Below are 17,733 nucleotides of genomic sequence, written 5' to 3'. Positions count from 1 at the left end.
ATTTAATTAGTATAATAAACTTTAAAAGTTTTATTTTAATATATATTGATATTTTTGTTAGTTAGTATTTAAAAAAAATCAAATTTTTTAAAGTAATTTTGATATTTTATTTTTATAAAGTATGCTTATTCGATAATTATATTTACTAATTTTGTATTATATTCGAATTGGCATTATAATATGATTAATTGCGAAATCCGATTCATCTTCTATTAAAATGCTAGATTTAGAATTAATAATAAATATTTTTACTTTGTTAGATTTTATTGTATTTAAAGCATCAAGCATATAGCTTACATTAAAACCAATTTCTATAAATTTACCGATATAATTTATTTCTAATATTTCTTCTGCTTTTTCATGAAAAATATTTTTTATATAAACTATCATACAATTTTTTTTTAAACTTAAAATAATACTATTTGATTTATCAGAAAGGATAGAAATACGTTTTAATGCATTTTTTAACATTGTACAATCAACTAATATTATATTATTATCTAAATAATTTTTTTCGAAAATGTAGTTGTATTCAGGAAATTTACCTTCTAATAATTTAGAAGTGAGAGTATATCCTGAAACGCTAATACAAATATATTTTTTTGAAATATTAAATTTCACTGTTTTATTTGTGTTCTCTAAAATACGAACCAAATTTAAAATTCCATTTCTCGGAATAATTATAGCATAATCAAAATCAATGTTGCTACTTATAGCACATTTAGCTCTAGATAAACGATGTCCATTTGTAGCAATAACGTGTATACAATTAGTTTTTATTTCAAATAACATACCATTTAAATATGATCTTACATCTTGATTGGCCATAGCAAAATAAGTAGATTCAAGTAACATTTTGAAGTTATTTTCTATTAAACTGATTTCTTTTTGATTATCTAGAATATTTATACTAGGAAAATTTTTTGCAGGTAAAGTGGATAAAGAAAATTTAATTTGTTTACAAAAAATTAATAATTTTTCATTTTTTAAAATTAAATCAATCTTTGTTTTTGGCGAAAAACTTCTAATAACGTTTAGTATTTTTTTCGCAGATACAGTAGTTTCTCCGTTTTCTGAGCAAGATGTTAGTTTGATATTTTTTTTTAATTCAATATCTAAATTTGTTCCTATAATCAAAAGGTCTGTTTTATTTGTTATTTTTATTAATATATTTTCAAGAATTGGTGCTGTAGCGCGTTGTATAGAAACTAAATATATTTTTTGTAAAATAGATAGTATTTGTTCGCGTTGAATTTGAAATTTCATAGTTTTAATATTTTCAATTTAAATATTTATATAATACATTTTTTATAAAAAAATTTTTAAAATCAAATTTAAATTTCTTAAATGTGTTAGTATGTATTAATAATACTATATTAAAATATTTTCTGACTACCACATCAATATAATTTTTTAAAAATATAAATATATACGAAGTATATTTTTTTTAGTAATACTGTTTTTTTGAGTATTATAGATACATTAAAATCCTGCTAATTATTTTGAACATATCAATCACATATAAAAATTGTATATATTATCAATTTAAACAAAATAATAATATTTTATTTACTAAATTTATATAGTACATTATATTTCTTATTTCTAAATTAAAAATATATTGAAAAAATTTAAAATATTAATTTTAATAATTTTTAAAAGAACTACAAGATATGCTATATTTTATAAACAGTTTTTTAATGGTTAATATAAATTATGAAACGTACTTTTCAGCCGTCTATTTTAAAAAGAAAAAGAGATCATGGCTTTAGAATTCGAATGTCTACTAAATCAGGAAGAAAAATTTTATCTAGAAGACGCGCAAAAAATCGTACTAAATTGATAGTAGCATAATGGAATTATTTAATGAAAAAAAATATGCTTTCTAAAAATATGCGTATATCCAAATCAAGAGAAATTTTTTTTATTTTAAAACATGCTAAAAAAATTTATTCACCATGGATAATTTTTTTTTATCACAGAAATATATTTGTACATCCTCGTATCGGATTAATAGTTTTAAAAAAATATATATATTTATCGCATGATAGAAATCGTATTAAAAGATTAATAAAGGAAAGTTTTCGGTTAAATCAATTTAGTTTAATAAAGTCTGATTTTCTAGCATATCCTAAAAAAAATATATTAAAATATAACAATCATGTACTGAAAAAAAAATTAAATATTTTATGGCAAAATTATTTTTACTTATAATTGATTATTTTTTTATCTTTTTAATATACAATTATCAAATTTTTATTAGCCCAATTTTAGGATCAAATTGTCGATTTAAAATAACATGCTCACAATACGCAGTTAAATCTATTAAAAAATTAGGCATTTTTTGGGGTACATATATTGCGTGCAAAAGATTGTTAAAGTGTCATCCTTATAATTTAAAAAAATAAAAACTATCGAGATTATGTTTTATGGGTTTACAAAATAATTTTTTATTCATTGCTTTTCTGATCATTTCATTTATAGCGTTAGAAACATGGCAAGTTGAATTTTCTGACCCAGAAAATTTCAATAAAGAAAATAAAGTAGAAAAAAAAAATATTATAGAAAATAAAATTTTTGAAAAACAAAATAATTTTATTACCATAATTACAGATTTATTAATTTTAAAAATTAACACTTATGGTGGAAATATAGAAGAAGTATCATTACGTACTTATTTTGAAGATTTAGAAAATAAAAACTTATTAAAGTTACTTGAAACTTCCAAAGATTTCATATATCAAGCTGAAAGTGGATTAATTAAATCTTACAAAATAAAAAATAATAATACCGAAATACATCCTATATTTAAAAGCGAAAAAAATACATATGTATTGTCGGATACTCTAAACAATCTTAGCGTATCTATGATATATGACGATAATTTAGGAATGAAATATACAAAAAATTTTGTATTTACTAAAAACAGTTTTGCATTCAAAATTAATCATAAAATTCAAAATTATGGAAATAATCCGATAGAAATTGCACTTTTTAGTCAATTAAAACAATCTATAGAAACTAAAAATATCAATGAAAATTACAATTTTAATTTTCATACGTACCGCGGTGCTGCATATTCTAGCGATGATCATAAATATAAAAAATATGAATTTAATGATATTAAAAATAATAAACATTTAAATATTACAACTATGTCAGGATGGATTGCTATGCTGCAACAATATTTTCTTGTTGCTTGGATACCAGAACAAATGTATAAATATCATTTTTATACTGAAAATTTTTACGATCAAGATCAAGTAATTATTGGTTTTAAATCATATCCAATATCCATATTGCAAGGAGAAGAAAAAAATATTCAATCTACATTATGGATTGGTCCAAAACTACAAAATACCATCAAAACTGTAGCAAATCATTTAAATTTAACTATCGACTATGGTTGGCTTTGGTTTATAGCTCAACCATTATTTAAAATGTTAACATGGATATATAAATATACGAACAATTGGGGAGTATCTATTATTCTTATTACTTTTATAGTAAGAGGTTTAATGTATCCTCTTACAAAATCTCAATATACTTCTATGGCAAAAATGAGAATTTTGCAACCAAAAATAGTTAATATTAAAAATAAATTTAGCCAAGATAAACATCGTCAAAGTCAAGAAATGATAGCTTTATATAAAAAACAAAAAGTTAATCCCCTGGGGGGATGTATGCCGTTGTTTATTCAAATGCCGATTTTTTTAGCTTTATATTATATGCTTTCTGGATCTGTAGAGTTACGACATGCACCATTTATGTTGTGGATTTATGATTTATCTGAAAAAGATCCATATTATATATTGCCTGTTATAATGGGTATAACAATGTTTTTGATACAAAAAATGTCGCCTTCTACACATGTTGACCCAATGCAAAAACGAATTGTAACATTTATTCCATTAATTTTTACTATATTCTTTTTATGGTTTCCATCTGGATTAGTACTGTACTACATAGTGAGCAATTTAGTTACTATGATGCAACAATATGTAATATATAAGGGATTAAAAAGAAAAGGAATATATACAGAAAATATAAATTGATATGTTAACGATTAATAATCAATACAATAAAAACGACACAATTGCAGCAATTGCTACTCCTCCCGGAAGGGGAGGCATAGGTGTATTACGAATTTCTGGAGCATTGTCTGCAAAAGTCTCTAAAATTTTTTTAAAAAAAATACCAAAGATAAAACACGCTACTTATTTGCCGTTTTATAATATGAAAGGTAATTTACTAGATCAAGGAATCGTATTGTTCTTTAAAAAACCATATTCTTTAACTGGAGAAGATGTTTTAGAATTACAGGCACATGGAGCACCAATAACGTTGAATGTCTTATTGCAAGAAATTATTTCTATACCTAATATCAGAATAGCAAACCCAGGAGAATTTTTAGAACGCGCTTTTATAAATGGAAAAATAGATTTAATTCAAGCAGAAGCGATTTCTGATTTAATTAACGCCCGTTCAGTACAAGCATCTAGATCTGCTTTATTTGCCTTAAAAGGAGATTTTTCTAAAAAAATTCATAAATTGTTATATTTAATTCAGAAATTACGTATGAACATAGAAATGACATGTGACTTTTCTGAAGAAAACACACATGTCATAGATATAATAAATATGAAAAAAAATTTAAAAAAGATCTTTTTAAAAATCAAAAAAATACAAAACTTATCTAAATATAGCAATCTTCTACAAGAAGGTATAAAAATTGCTATCATAGGAAAACCTAACGCTGGAAAATCTAGTATATTTAACGCATTATCTGGTCGAAAATCTGCTATTGTGACTAAAATTCCGGGAACAACGCGAGATGTTTTACATGAATATATCAATATAAATGGTGTTTCAATAAACATTAGTGATACTGCAGGTTTAAGAGTAACTCGTGATATAATAGAAAATATCGGAATTCGTCGCGCATTAAAAGAAGTTTGTATATCAGATCATGTTTTATTTATAGTAGATAGTAGTATAGATAGTTCAAATGATATATATAAATTATGGCCTCAATACAAAGAATTTGCTTTAAAATTAAACAAAAAAATTGCTGTTATACGCAATAAAGCAGATTTAAGCAAAGAACCTATCGGCATTATAGATAATCAGGATTATCCAATAATTACGATATCAGTTAATGATAATTCAAGTATAGATATTTTAATAAAATATTTAAAAAATTTAAAATGTTTGCAATTAAATGAAGAAGGATATTTTATCGCGAAACAAAGACATTTATACGAATTAAAAATTACGAAATATCATATTTTTCAAGGAAAAAAAATTTTGAGAGAAAATACTTTAGAATTAGTTGCAGAGGAACTATCTGCTGCTCAGAAGGCTTTAGAAAGAATTTTAGGAATAAATCTTAATTCAAATAGTTTTCTTAATGAAATTTTTTCAAATTTTTGTATAGGTAAGTAGTTAAGAAAAATTATTCGACTGTAACTGTTTTTGCTAAATTTCTAGGATGATCAACATCTATATTTTTTTCTAATCCTATATAATAGGCTAAAAGTTGCATTGGCACAATATAAGCCATAGGAGTCGAGATATCTTCTACAAAAGGGAGTTGAATATTTTTAATATTTACATAATTTGAAAAAAAAATATTTTTTTCTGAAAAAATATATATTTTTCCGGAACGAGCACGAATTTCTTCTATATTAGATAACAATTTTTTTAATAAACTATTATTTGGTGCAAGTATAATCACTGGCATGTTAATATCAATGAGAGCTAAAGATCCATGTTTTAACTCTCCCGCTGCATAACCTTCAGCATGAATATAGGAGGTTTCTTTTAATTTTAATGCGGATTCTATAGCGATAGGGTACAATTCGCCTCTTCCGATAAAAATTGCATTATTTGTATTGGCAAAATCTTTTACTAAATTTTTAATGTAAGGTGCCAAAAGCAGCATTTGTTCTATTCTATAAGGCAAAATCTGCATAGCATGAAAAATATCTAATTGTAGTTTTTTATTCATTTTTTTTAATAAACTTATATGTGCTATTAAGCTTAGTAATGCTGTAAGTTGTGTAGTAAATGTTTTAGTAGAAGCAACACTAATTTCTATTCCTGCGTATGTTAAAATATTTATATCAGATTCTCTACTTAAAGTAGATTCTGGAGTGTTACAAATTGCTAAAGACGATAAATAATTAAGATTTTTTGATAATCGTAACGCAGATAAAATATCTGCAGTTTCTCCAGATTGCGATAAAAAAATTAATAAACTATTTGGATTTACTACAATATTGCGATAGCAAAATTCGGAAGCTATATCAACATTACAAGATAATCCAACTAAATTTTCAAACCAATACTTTGACACCATAGCAGAATTATATGAACTTCCACAAGCAACAAGTTGAATATGTTTTGTATTAATTAAAATTTTATTAGATTTATCAGACATTTCTGATAGATACACATAATTGTTTTTTAAACGATTTTTTAAAGTATTTTTAATAGCTTGAGGTTGCTCAAAAATTTCTTTTTTTAAAAAATAACGAAATTCTCCTTTTTTATTAGGATCTAAGATAATATTTTTTTTTACTATATCTCTACGAATCAATTTTCCATATTTGTTCCATATCTGAATATTCGAACTAGTAATTTCTGAAATATCTCCATTTTTTAAAAAAATAAATTTATTAGTTATATCTAATAAAGCTAATTGATCTGAAGCAAAAGCATTTTCTTTTATACCGCATCCAATAATTAAAGGGCTTCCCGAACATTCTGCTACAAGCGCTTTCGGATTATTAGCATCTATTATTACTGCACTATAAATTCCAAATAACATAGGTGATACGCGTTTTACTACTTCTATTAAAGTGCCTCCGTTACGTTTTTGTTCCCAATGAATTAAATGAGCAATAACTTCAGTATCAGTATCACTGTGAAATTGATATTGATATGTTCGCAAATGATGCCTTAAAGATTCATGATTTTCTATAATACCATTGTGTACTACTGCTATGTGTTCCGATAAGTGAGGGTGTGCATTGTTTTCTGTTGGAGAACCATGTGTGGCCCATCTAGTGTGTGCTAAACCTGTATTTCCTAAAAAAACAGATTTTTTTTTAAAAATTGATTTTTTTAATACTTTAACTTTTCCTACTTTTTTTAAACATTTCAACTGATTATTATTATCTATAACAGCAATTCCGGAAGAATCATAGCCGCGATATTCAAGACGATTTAATCCTGATAACAAAAGATCTAAAACATTACGCTGTGAAATTATACCTACTATTCCACACATTAGAATTTTCCTAAATTTTATATGTAGTGTTATAATCAACATGTTTTATTAATCATGTTGTTAATTTTAAACTAGTTATTGTTATAATAAAATTTTAGAATATAACAATTTATACTTTTATACATAGTTATATTTAATAAATTAAATTTTTAATTGATTTTATATTAAGAATTATTTTTTTTTAAAATCGAAAATTGTCTTATTCTACTAATTATTTTTTCGCCATTATTTATGTTTTTAGTGACAGTAGTTCCTGCACCTACTGTAGCGCCAGATCCGATTATAATAGGTGCAATTAATTCTGAGTTAGCACCGATAAATGCATCATTATTAATTATAGTTTTATTTTTGTTTTTACCATCAAAATTACACGTGATTGCTCCAGCACCAATGTTTACTTTTTTACCTATATTTGCATCTCCTAAGTAGCTTAAGTGACCAGCTTTTGAATTTTTTCCAAAAATAGTGTTTTTTACTTCAACAAAATTTCCAATATTTACATTTTTTGATATTCTACTATTTGAATGTATATGGGCAAAAGGACCAATAATACTGTTAGAATCTAAATGAGTGTTTTCTATTATAGAATATGGGTAAATAATAACGTCATTATTAATCGTAACATTTTTTAATTTACATCCGTTGCAAATTTTCACTCGATCGCCAATAATTATATTTCCTTCTAATATCACATTTACATCAATAAAAATATCTTTTCCATGTTTTAACGTCCCTCTTAAATCAAAACGTCTATGATCTGCTAAACTAAGACCGTTTAATAATAGTTTCTTTGCTTGTTTTTTTTGATAAAAACGTTCTAGGTGCATTAGTTGTAAACGATTATTTATTCCAAAAATTTCAAATGTATTTTTTGATTGCATCGAATTAATGACATGACCGCTGTGATGTGCTATTGAAACAATATCGGTCAAATAAAATTCTTTTTTTGCGTTGTTGTTATTTATTTGATGAATCCAAGTATTTAATTTTTTTTTATTTACTACCATTATCCCGGTATTAATTTCTCGAATTTTTTTATGATTTTCTGATACATCATCTTGTTCAATAATTTTAACAATTAATCCGTCTTTTCTTAAGATTCTGCCATAACCATACGGAGAATCAATTTTTGCTGTTAACAAACTTATATTAAAACCAGTATGAAAATATAATAGCCTACTTAAAGTTTTTATAGATATTAGTGGAATATCTCCGTATAAAATAAGTATCTGATCATTGTTTGCACCCTCATATTTTTCCATAACTTTTTGAATCGCATGTCCAGTACCGTTCTGATTAGATTGTAAGATCCAATTTAAAGATGAGTGATTTGATATTATTTTTTTACGCAATAATTGACCTTCATATCCATAGACGATATAAATTTTTTTTGTAGGAAGATTTAATACGGTATCTATAACATGCTGTAAAATTGGTTTTCCAGCTAATTTATGTAATACTTTCGGAGTCGCACTGAACATGCGCTTTCCTTGACCGGCTGATAAAATAATTACGCTCAATTCTTGAGACGAAGTATTCATGTATTTATCTCTCTTTAATAAGAGAACTAAAAATATAATATAAGATTTAGATTTTTAGTAGAATAGTTTTTTGTTAATTAATAATTAATAAATTATTTAAAAATTTTCGAAATTTAATATTTTATACATATTTACAATCAAAACTATAATTAAGTTGAAAATATTAAAAATTTAGAATAAAAATTATTATTTTTTATTTGACAAATAATAGGTTTTTAATTTTGCAATAGACTTAGATAATTCTATTATGGCTCTCATGTATTCTTTTTTTGCCTGTGCAGTTTTAATTAAATTTTCTGCTTTTTTTTTTGATTCTATTGCTCTATTTTTATCAATTTCTTGCCCTCGAATTGCAGTATCCGCTAAAACTGTTGCTACATTTAAATAAATTTCAAATATTCCTCCAGAAAGATAAATATATTCTCTATTTTTGTTTTCAAATATTATTTTTATAAATCCAGGTTTAATAGTAGTCAAAAAAGGTGCATGTTGTGATAAAATCCCAAATTCTCCTTCTGATCCTGTAATTTTAATTTGTTTTACTAAATTAGAAAAGATTATTTTTTCTGGACTAATGACTTTTAAATGAAAAAGTTTTTGCATAATAAATTTGATTTCAAGAATTAAAATTTTTATATTTATTTAAAACATCTGATATATTACCGGTCATATAAAATGCTTGTTCAGGAATATGATCATACTCACCTTGTATTATATTTTGAAATCCAGAAATAGTATCCTGTAAAGATACATATTTACCTGGACATCCAGTAAAAATTTCTGCAACAAAAAATGGTTGTGATAAAAATCTTTGAATTTTTCTTGCACGAGATACTAATATTTTGTCATTTTCTGAAAGCTCGTCAATTCCAAGAATAGCAATTATATCTTTTAAATCCTTATAACGTTGTAATATTGATTGTACTTGACGTGCTATTAAATAATGTTGTTCTCCTACTACTAACGGATCTAAGTGCCTGCTAGTAGAATCTAATGGGTCAATAGAAGGATAAATACCTAAAGATGCAATGTTACGACTTAATACTATAGTAGCGTCTAAATGTACAAATGTAGTAGCTGGGGAAGGATCGGTTAAATCATCTGCAGGAACATAGATGGCTTGCACTGAAGTAATAGACCCTGTGTGCGTCGAAGCGATACGTTCTTGAAACATTCCCATTTCTTCTGATAAAGTAGGTTGATATCCTACAGCCGATGGCATACGTCCTAATAATGCGGATACTTCTGTTCCGGCTAAAGTATATCGATATATATTATCAATAAATAATAAAACGTCGCGACCTTCGTCTCTAAATTTTTCAGCTAATGTTAATCCTGTTAAAGCAACACGTAAACGATTTCCAGGCGGTTCATTCATTTGACCGTATACGAGTGATACTTTATCAATTACTTTTGAAGCAATCATTTCATGATAGAAATCATTACCTTCTCTTGTACGTTCTCCTACTCCAGTAAATACCGAATATCCAGAATGTTCAATTGCAATATTACGAATTAATTCCATCATGTTCACAGTTTTGCCTACTCCTGCACCTCCAAATAAACCTATTTTACCTCCTTTAATAAAAGGACAAATTAAATCTATAATTTTAATACCTGTTTCTAATAACTCATCAGAAGTAGAAATAGCATTATAATTTGGAGCCTCATTGTGAATAGATCTGTATTCTTCTGATATAATGTCTCCTTTCATATCGATTGGGTGCCCTAAAACATTCATGATGCGACCTAGTGTTACTTTGCCTACTGGAATTTCTATTGTTTTATTTAAATTGTATACTATTAAACCTCTTTTTAATCCATCGGAAGATCCCATTAAAATGCAGCGTACTATTCCATCTCCAATTTGTTGCATAACTTCCATAATTAATGTTGTATTTTTATTTTTGACTTTAAGAGCAAAATTTAATTTTGGTAAATAATTTTGAGAAAATTTAACATCAATAACTGGTCCAATAATTTGGACTATTTTTCCGGTATTCATGTATACATCCTGTATTTTAATCAACTAAATTAGATCCTGAAATAATTTCAATTAATTCTTGAGTAATATTTGATTGCCTCTTTTTATTATATAATATATTTAATTCTTTGATTAAATTAGTGCTATTATCCATTGCAGATTTCATTGCTATCATACGAGCTGCTTGTTCACTAGATAAATTTTCAATATAAAATTGATAAACCATAGATTCTATATATCTTGGCAATATAGCATGAAATAAAGATTTAAAATCAGGTTCATACAAGTAATTTGTAGATGCTGTTTGATGTGATTTTTGTTTAAAATTTAAAGGTAAAATTATTTTAATTTTAGGTGTATACATCATAGTGTTAACAAATTTATTATATGCAATATAAATTTTATCTATATTTTTATCATTGTAATTATTTATGATAATTTTTATAGGATCCATTATTTCTGAAATTTTTGGTGTGTCGCTAATGTTAGATATTTGTGCTATTATATCTTTTTTTAAAAAACTAAAAAATGATATTGCTTTTAATCCGATTAGTGCGAGTTTAATACGAATATTTTTTTGTTGATATTTTTCTAAATCATATAAAACTTTTTTAAATAAATTAATATTTAATCCTCCAGTAAGTCCGCGATTTGTAGAAATAATTACATATCCAATACATTTTAATTTTCTTTCCGTCAAGTATGGATGATTAAATTGCATATTTTGCATAATTAATCGTTGTAAAATATAAAATATTTTTTCAAAATATGGATGAGTTATTTTTAACAAATTTTGAGTTTTTTTCATCTTAGATGCAGAAATTTTCTCCATTGCTCTTGTAATATTTTGTATATTTTTTATACTAATAATTTTTTGACGTATATCGTTTATGTTAGTCATATTTTGCCTGAACGATTTTTTTAAGAGCACTAAGTACTTCGAGTATTATATGCATTAATTTTACATGAATTTGAATTCGTCCAAAATTTTTTTTATTTTTTCTTGAATATCAATGTTATATTTATCAGAAAAACGAATATCTTTCATAAATTCTGAATAATTTTCTTTTGCATAATATAATAATTTTTTTTCATATTTATTAATATCTGCCACATTAACATTTTTAAAATAGTTATTTTGTATAGCAAAAAATAATAATGCTTGATTTTCCATAGAAACAGGAGCATATTGTTTTTGTTTTAATAATTCTACAATTTTTTCTCCATGAATTAATTGATTTTTAGTATTTTTATCTAAATCTGAAGAAAATTGAGAAAATGATGCAAGCTCATTATACTGAGCCAAAGAAGTACGTATGTTACTTGATAATTTTCTAATGATATCAGATTGCGCTGCCCCACCTACTCGAGATACTGAAATACCCGGATTAATTGCTGGTCGTATTCCTGAATTAAATAAATTAGATTCTAGAAAAATTTGTCCATCTGTAATACTAATTAAATTAGTTGGCACGAATGCGGATATGTCACCTCCTTGAGTTTCAACGATAGGCAGGGCAGTTAAAGAACCACTCTGATTTTTAATTTTGCCTCTTGTAAGATTTTCTACATATTTGTGACTTACGCATGCTGCTCTTTCCAATAAGCGTGAATGTAAATAAAAAATATCTCCTGGATATGCTTCTCTACCCGGGGGTCTTTTGAGCAATAAAGAGATTTGACGGTAAGCAATCGCTTGTTTAGACAAATCGTCATATACAATTAATGCATTTTCTCCACGATTTCTAAAATATTCTCCCATAGCACATCCTGCATAAGGTGCTAAATATTGCAAAGCAGCAGCATCAGAAGCAAAAGCAGAGACAATAATAGTGTTTGATAATGCTTGATATTTCTTCAACGTTTCTACTATTCTAACAACTGTAGATGCTTTTTGTCCTATAGCAACATAGATACATTTAACGTTATTATTTTTTTGATTAATTATAGCATCTAATGCTAAAGTAGACTTTCCGGTTTGTCTATCTCCTATAATTAATTCTCTTTGACCTTTTCCTATAGGGATCATAGAATCGATAGCTTTATACCCGGTATATAATGGTTCATTAACTGATTTTCGATCAATTACTCCTGGAGCTTCGGTTTCTATTGGAGCAAAACAATTACAATTTGTTTTTCCTTGACCGTCAATTGGATAGCCCAAAGAATTTATTACGCGTCCTAATAATTCATTTCCAACTGGAACTTCGAGAATACGACCTGTAGAATATACTTTCATGCCTTCCACGAGATTAATACAATTTCCCATGACAACTGCGCCTACTAAATCACGTTCTAAATTTAGTGCAATTGCAAAAATATTATGAGGTAACTTGATCATTTCTCCTTGCATAATATTATTTAATCCGTAAATTTTTATAATACCATCGCTTATTGATAGTATAATTCCTTCTTCTTGAATTTCACTTTTTATTTCAAATTTTTCAATTCTTTTTTTAATTAATGTACTAATCTCTGTAGCGTTCAAAATCATATTTTTTCCTTTGCATGAAATTTTTATAAATATTCAGATAGCTTATTTAAGCGATTTTTTATGCTACTATCTATTATAAAATTTTTCGATTTTATTACAATTCCTCCTAACAAAGATTTTTCAATTTTTAATTGAACTTTTATTTTTTTTTTAATTTTATTTGATATTAAAAATTTTATATCTTCTAATAATTTTTGATTTAATTTAAATTTAGTAATAATTTGAACTATTTCGATATTTTCTGAAATATTTTTAATTTCTATAAATTTTTTTAAAATGTTTGGCAAAATAATTAAACGATCGTTATAAGCAATAATTTTCAAAAAATTTTCAAAATATACATCAATTTTCCCTGATAAGTTATTAAAAAAATTTTTTTTATTTAACTTAAAAAAATATATATTAGATAAAATGTGTGGTGTGAATTTTAAAGCAGTACATGATTCTGTTAGCATGTACAGCCATTTTTCAGTTTTATTTATTTCTGAAGAAAATTTAAATGCTGCTTCCGCATATGGATGCGATACAAAAGTTTTATTTTCAAAATTCATACAATATTTTCTCTATAACTTTATTTAAAATTTAACATTTCTTTTTTTATGATTTTGTTACTCGTTTCTTCATCAAGAGATGATTCTATAATTTTTTTTGTAGTTAAAATTACTAAATTTGTAATATCTTTTTTTAGTTCTTCTCGAATTCTTTTTTTTGCATTTAAAATTTCTAAATAACCTTGAGATATAATCATTTCTTTTTTTTGTTTTGCTTCTATTATAGCGTTTTTCAAAAAAATCTCTTTTTTATGATGTGCTTCTAACAAAATACTTTGAGATTGAATTTTTGCTTTTTGTAAGCATTTTTGAGCTTTTTCTTGAGCTAATTGAAGATTTATTTGTGCCTGTTTAGCAGTATTTAGCGCAAATTCAATATCTTTTTGTCTTTTTTCAATAGATGCAATCAAATTAGGCCATATATATTTCATACAAAAAAATACAAAAATAATAAACGCAATAGTTTGTCCAAATAATGTTGCGTTAAGATTCATATGATGTTTCCTATTTTAATTTTTAATTGATTGAAAACATTAAATATAATCCTAGACCAACTGTAATCATTGGAATAGCGTCAACTAAACCCATGACAATAAAAAATTGCGTACGTAATGTCGGAATAAGTTCGGGTTGACGAGCTGCTCCTTCTAGGAATTTTCCTCCTAAAATTCCAATTCCTATAGCAGCTCCAATAGAAGCTAATCCCATCATGATAGCAGCTGCAAAATATAAAAGATCTATATTAAAATTGTTCATTATTTTCTCCATAATTCATTTTTTGTGCACTTTTTCACTTGCCATTGAAAGATATACTATTGTTAAAATCATAAAAATAAAAGCTTGTAAAATAATCACGAGGATATGGAATATAGCCCATGGAACACTTAAAATCCATTGCATCCACCATGGTATAAATCCGGAAATCAAAATAAAAATTAGCTCTCCTGAATATATGTTTCCAAATAAACGTAAGCTTAGTGAAATTGGTTTAGATAATAAATTTACGCTCTCCAGTAATAAATTAATGGGAATAAAAAAATAATTGTTAAATGGGTGAAAAATTAATTCTTGAAAGAAACACTTGGCTCCTTTTACTTGAAAATTAAAATATACGATTAACGCAAAAACTCCTATTCCTATGGATAGAGTAGTATTGATATCAGATGTAGGAACAATTCTAAATGAAGAAATATTAAATTTTTTTTCGACAATATATGGTATAATATCTATGGGTATTAAATCCATAAAATTCATGCAAAATATCCAAATAAAAATTGTAAAAGAAAGTGGAGCAATAAGATTGTTTTTTTTAAAACCAAAAATATCTTTTACATTAATATTAATAAATTCAATTAATAATTCTACTGCAGATTGACATTTATTTGGAACTCCAGAAGTCATACTTTTAGAAACTTGATAAAATAAAAAAAAAGCAACTATTCCTATTAGAACAGAAAAAAATAAAGAATCTATATTCAAAATCCAAAATGAATTAGATTGATTTTCTACAAGTTTTAATGTACTTAAATCTATTTGCAAATTTTTTAAATGATGTGACACGTATTCTTTTGGAGTTAAATTTTGATTAAATTTTGACATAAATATTTTTCAAGTTAAATAGGTAAAATTTTTATTTTTTAAAATAAATATAAAAGTTTTGTAGCTAAAATAAGATGCATTTTTTAATGAATATATTTAAAATATAAATTATTTAATTACATTATACTATTAAACGAACAAATTTTAAATTTTAATTTAAATTTATTTTTGAAATTTGTTAAAAATATTTTATTTATATTAAATAAATTAAATCTTTAAAAGATTATTTTTTTTCATCCATATTAATATGATAGATATAGCTACCGGTGTAATTCCAGATAATCTAGAAGCTTGTCCAATCGAATAAGGACGAAAACAATTCAATTTTTCAATTACTTCGCTAGATAATCCAGAAATATCTTTAAAATTTAATTGATTAGGAAAAATTACATTTTCATAATATTTATTTTTTTTAATTGTTTTTTTCTGACGTTTTATATACCCTGAATATTTAATTTGTATTTCTACTTGTTGCATAATTTCTTCGTCTTTTATAGTATTTTGCATGCATTGTAGTGATGATAATGTACGATGATTTATTTCTGGATGTAATAAAAAGTTTTTGGCTGTAATATGATTTATTTTATTTTCATTGAAATATGCACGGAATTTCTTTTTTTCTTCTATATTAAAATTAATGTGAGTATTTTCCAAATTTTTATGTTCTTGACAGATTTTTTCTTTTTTTTTGCAAAAATTTTTCCAACGGATATCATTAATCATGCCTAATTTTCTACCAATCTCTGTAAGACGTAAATCAGCATTATCTTCTCTAATGATTAGTCGATACTCAGATCTAGCAGTAAACATACGATATGGTTCTTCTGTACCTAAAGTACATAAATCATCAATTAACACACCTAAATATGCCTGATCTCTTGTAGGAAACCAAAATTGATTTTTTAACGTTAAAACAGCATTTACTCCTGCTAATAATCCTTGCGCAGCAGCTTCTTCATAACCTGTAGTACCATTAATTTGTCCTGCTAAAAATAAACCAGGAATAATTTTACTTTCTAAAGTTAGTTTGAGATCTTTTGGATCTAAAAAATCATATTCAATTGCATATCCTGGTCGTGTAATTTTTGCTTTTTCTAATCCTGAAATGGAACGAATCATTTTTATTTGTATATCTAAAGGTAAGCTGGTAGATATTCCATTTGGATAGATTTCATAACTATTTAACCCCTCAGGTTCTAAAAAAATTTGATGTGAATTTTTCTTTTCAAATCGAATTACTTTATCTTCAATTGATGGACAATATCGAGGTCCTATTCCTTGAATAGTACCGTTGTATATAGGGCTATTTTTTAAATTTTCTTTAATTATATTATGTGTATTTTCGTTGGTATGAGTTATATAGCACGGTACTTGTTGAGGTCGAATACCAGAAAATTTTTCAAATGAAAAATTTGGTATTGGAACGTGTCCGTGTTGCATTTCTAATTTTGCAAAATTAATACTTCTTACATCAATACGAGGTGGTGTCCCTGTTTTTAATCTTCTAATATTAAAATCAAAGTTGTTATCTAATATTTTAGATAATTTTAATGAAGCATGATCTCCGGATCTTCCAGAAGTATACGTTGTATTTCCAATGTGAATTTTTCCATTTAAAAATGTACCTACGGTAAGTATTACTACGCTGCTATTAATTACTAATCCGGAATTTGTAATAATTCCAGAAATTCGGTTATTTTTTAAAACTAAATCTACTACTTCTTGTTGTAAAATTTTTAATTTTTTTTGTTTAAATATAGTATCAAGTACAGCTTGAGCATATAATTTTCTATCCATTTGTGCACGAGTGGCTCTTACTGCAGGTCCTTTGCTTTCATTAAGTATTCTAAATTGAATGCCAGATTGATCTGCAAAATTTGCCATAGCACCACCGATAGCATCAATTTCTTTGACTAAATGTCCTTTCCCTATACCTCCAATTGCTGGATTACATGACATTTGTCCAATAGTATCAATATTTTGCGTAATTAAAAGCACATGACAATTCATTTTTACAGCAGCTAAAGCTGCTTCTACTCCGGCATGACCTCCACCGACAACAATTATATCAATATTTTTTAAATAAAACATAGTGCAGTTTCCATAAAAATAGATAAAATTCTTATTAATATTATTTATATATTAAATATTTAAAATATAATTTAATTTTTATACATTATGATAAATTTTTAATTAAATAAATAAAATAAAAACTTTATAAAAATATTTTAAATATATTTTATACATAAAATATTTTATTTAATTTTTTG

At 25.4% G+C, this 17,733-nt stretch carries 17 protein-coding genes; 5 read left to right on the top strand and 12 right to left on the bottom strand.

Features of this window, described 5'->3' with window-relative positions:
• Positions 1-156: 156 nt before the first annotated feature.
• Positions 157-1,266: a DNA polymerase III subunit beta gene (gene dnaN / locus WIGMOR_RS00085; RefSeq protein WP_014353818.1), complete on the bottom strand. Its 1,110-nt coding sequence runs from the start codon at positions 1,264-1,266 to the stop codon at positions 157-159.
• A gap of 450 nt (positions 1,267-1,716) precedes the next feature.
• Between dnaN and rpmH the strand changes: the two genes are divergently transcribed.
• The 5 genes from rpmH to mnmE are packed head-to-tail and all read left to right on the top strand — an operon-like array spanning position 1,717 to position 5,445.
• Positions 1,717-1,854, top strand: a complete 138-nt coding sequence (gene rpmH, locus WIGMOR_RS00080; protein WP_014353817.1) for a 50S ribosomal protein L34 — start codon at positions 1,717-1,719, stop codon at positions 1,852-1,854.
• Positions 1,855-1,866: 12 nt separating this feature from the next.
• Positions 1,867-2,214: a ribonuclease P protein component gene (rnpA, locus tag WIGMOR_RS00075; protein WP_014353816.1), complete on the top strand. Its 348-nt coding sequence runs from the start codon at positions 1,867-1,869 to the stop codon at positions 2,212-2,214.
• A complete protein-coding gene (gene yidD / locus WIGMOR_RS03565) occupies positions 2,190-2,408 on the top strand; it encodes a membrane protein insertion efficiency factor YidD (RefSeq protein ID WP_014353815.1) in 219 nt (72 codons plus the stop codon). The genes rnpA and yidD overlap by 25 nt, the downstream gene beginning before the upstream one ends.
• Before the next feature lie 21 nt (positions 2,409-2,429).
• Positions 2,430-4,055, top strand: coding sequence for a membrane protein insertase YidC (gene yidC / locus WIGMOR_RS00065; RefSeq protein WP_014353814.1), 1,626 nt, complete (start codon positions 2,430-2,432; stop codon positions 4,053-4,055).
• A gap of 1 nt (position 4,056) precedes the next feature.
• Positions 4,057-5,445 carry a tRNA uridine-5-carboxymethylaminomethyl(34) synthesis GTPase MnmE gene (mnmE, locus tag WIGMOR_RS00060; RefSeq protein WP_014353813.1) on the top strand — a complete coding sequence of 463 codons (1,389 nt, stop codon included), beginning with the start codon at positions 4,057-4,059 and terminating at the stop codon, positions 5,443-5,445.
• 10 nt (positions 5,446-5,455) lie between these two features.
• On the opposite strand, the gene glmS is transcribed toward mnmE, so the two are convergent.
• From glmS to mnmG, 11 genes are all read right to left on the bottom strand, one after another.
• Positions 5,456-7,294 (bottom strand): glutamine--fructose-6-phosphate transaminase (isomerizing), encoded by a 1,839-nt coding sequence (glmS, locus tag WIGMOR_RS00055; RefSeq protein ID WP_014353812.1) that lies wholly within the window; start codon positions 7,292-7,294, stop codon positions 5,456-5,458.
• Positions 7,295-7,458: 164 nt separating this feature from the next.
• Positions 7,459-8,835, bottom strand: coding sequence for a bifunctional UDP-N-acetylglucosamine diphosphorylase/glucosamine-1-phosphate N-acetyltransferase GlmU (gene glmU, locus WIGMOR_RS00050; protein WP_014353811.1), 1,377 nt, complete (start codon positions 8,833-8,835; stop codon positions 7,459-7,461).
• Between the two features lie 186 nt (positions 8,836-9,021).
• Positions 9,022-9,438, bottom strand: a complete 417-nt coding sequence (gene atpC / locus WIGMOR_RS00045; RefSeq protein ID WP_014353810.1) for an ATP synthase F1 subunit epsilon — start codon at positions 9,436-9,438, stop codon at positions 9,022-9,024.
• A 13-nt stretch (positions 9,439-9,451) separates the two neighbouring features.
• Positions 9,452-10,840 carry a F0F1 ATP synthase subunit beta gene (gene atpD, locus WIGMOR_RS00040; RefSeq protein WP_014353809.1) on the bottom strand — a complete coding sequence of 463 codons (1,389 nt, stop codon included), beginning with the start codon at positions 10,838-10,840 and terminating at the stop codon, positions 9,452-9,454.
• Between the two features lie 16 nt (positions 10,841-10,856).
• Positions 10,857-11,720, bottom strand: a complete 864-nt coding sequence (gene atpG, locus WIGMOR_RS00035; RefSeq protein WP_014353808.1) for an ATP synthase F1 subunit gamma — start codon at positions 11,718-11,720, stop codon at positions 10,857-10,859.
• A gap of 60 nt (positions 11,721-11,780) precedes the next feature.
• Positions 11,781-13,313 (bottom strand): F0F1 ATP synthase subunit alpha, encoded by a 1,533-nt coding sequence (gene atpA, locus WIGMOR_RS00030; RefSeq protein ID WP_014353807.1) that lies wholly within the window; start codon positions 13,311-13,313, stop codon positions 11,781-11,783.
• Between the two features lie 23 nt (positions 13,314-13,336).
• Positions 13,337-13,864 carry a F0F1 ATP synthase subunit delta gene (locus tag WIGMOR_RS00025; protein ID WP_014353806.1) on the bottom strand — a complete coding sequence of 176 codons (528 nt, stop codon included), beginning with the start codon at positions 13,862-13,864 and terminating at the stop codon, positions 13,337-13,339.
• Between the two features lie 20 nt (positions 13,865-13,884).
• Positions 13,885-14,358 (bottom strand): F0F1 ATP synthase subunit B, encoded by a 474-nt coding sequence (atpF, locus tag WIGMOR_RS00020; RefSeq protein ID WP_014353805.1) that lies wholly within the window; start codon positions 14,356-14,358, stop codon positions 13,885-13,887.
• Between the two features lie 22 nt (positions 14,359-14,380).
• Positions 14,381-14,620 carry a F0F1 ATP synthase subunit C gene (gene atpE, locus WIGMOR_RS00015; protein WP_014353804.1) on the bottom strand — a complete coding sequence of 80 codons (240 nt, stop codon included), beginning with the start codon at positions 14,618-14,620 and terminating at the stop codon, positions 14,381-14,383.
• Positions 14,621-14,635: 15 nt separating this feature from the next.
• Complete coding sequence (gene atpB, locus WIGMOR_RS00010; protein ID WP_014353803.1) at positions 14,636-15,463, bottom strand: F0F1 ATP synthase subunit A; 828 nt, start codon at positions 15,461-15,463, stop codon at positions 14,636-14,638.
• Between the two features lie 207 nt (positions 15,464-15,670).
• The gene (gene mnmG / locus WIGMOR_RS00005) at positions 15,671-17,554 is read right to left on the bottom strand and encodes a tRNA uridine-5-carboxymethylaminomethyl(34) synthesis enzyme MnmG (protein WP_014353802.1); all 1,884 of its coding nucleotides are present in this window, start codon (positions 17,552-17,554) and stop codon (positions 15,671-15,673) included.
• Positions 17,555-17,733: the final 179 nt, after the last annotated feature.

The organism is Wigglesworthia glossinidia endosymbiont of Glossina morsitans morsitans (Yale colony) (genome assembly GCF_000247565.1).
Lineage (GTDB): Bacteria > Pseudomonadota > Gammaproteobacteria > Enterobacterales > Enterobacteriaceae > Wigglesworthia > Wigglesworthia glossinidia_B.
The sequence above is the reverse complement of the archived record's forward strand: the minus strand, read 5'-3'. Positions and strand labels throughout refer to the sequence as shown.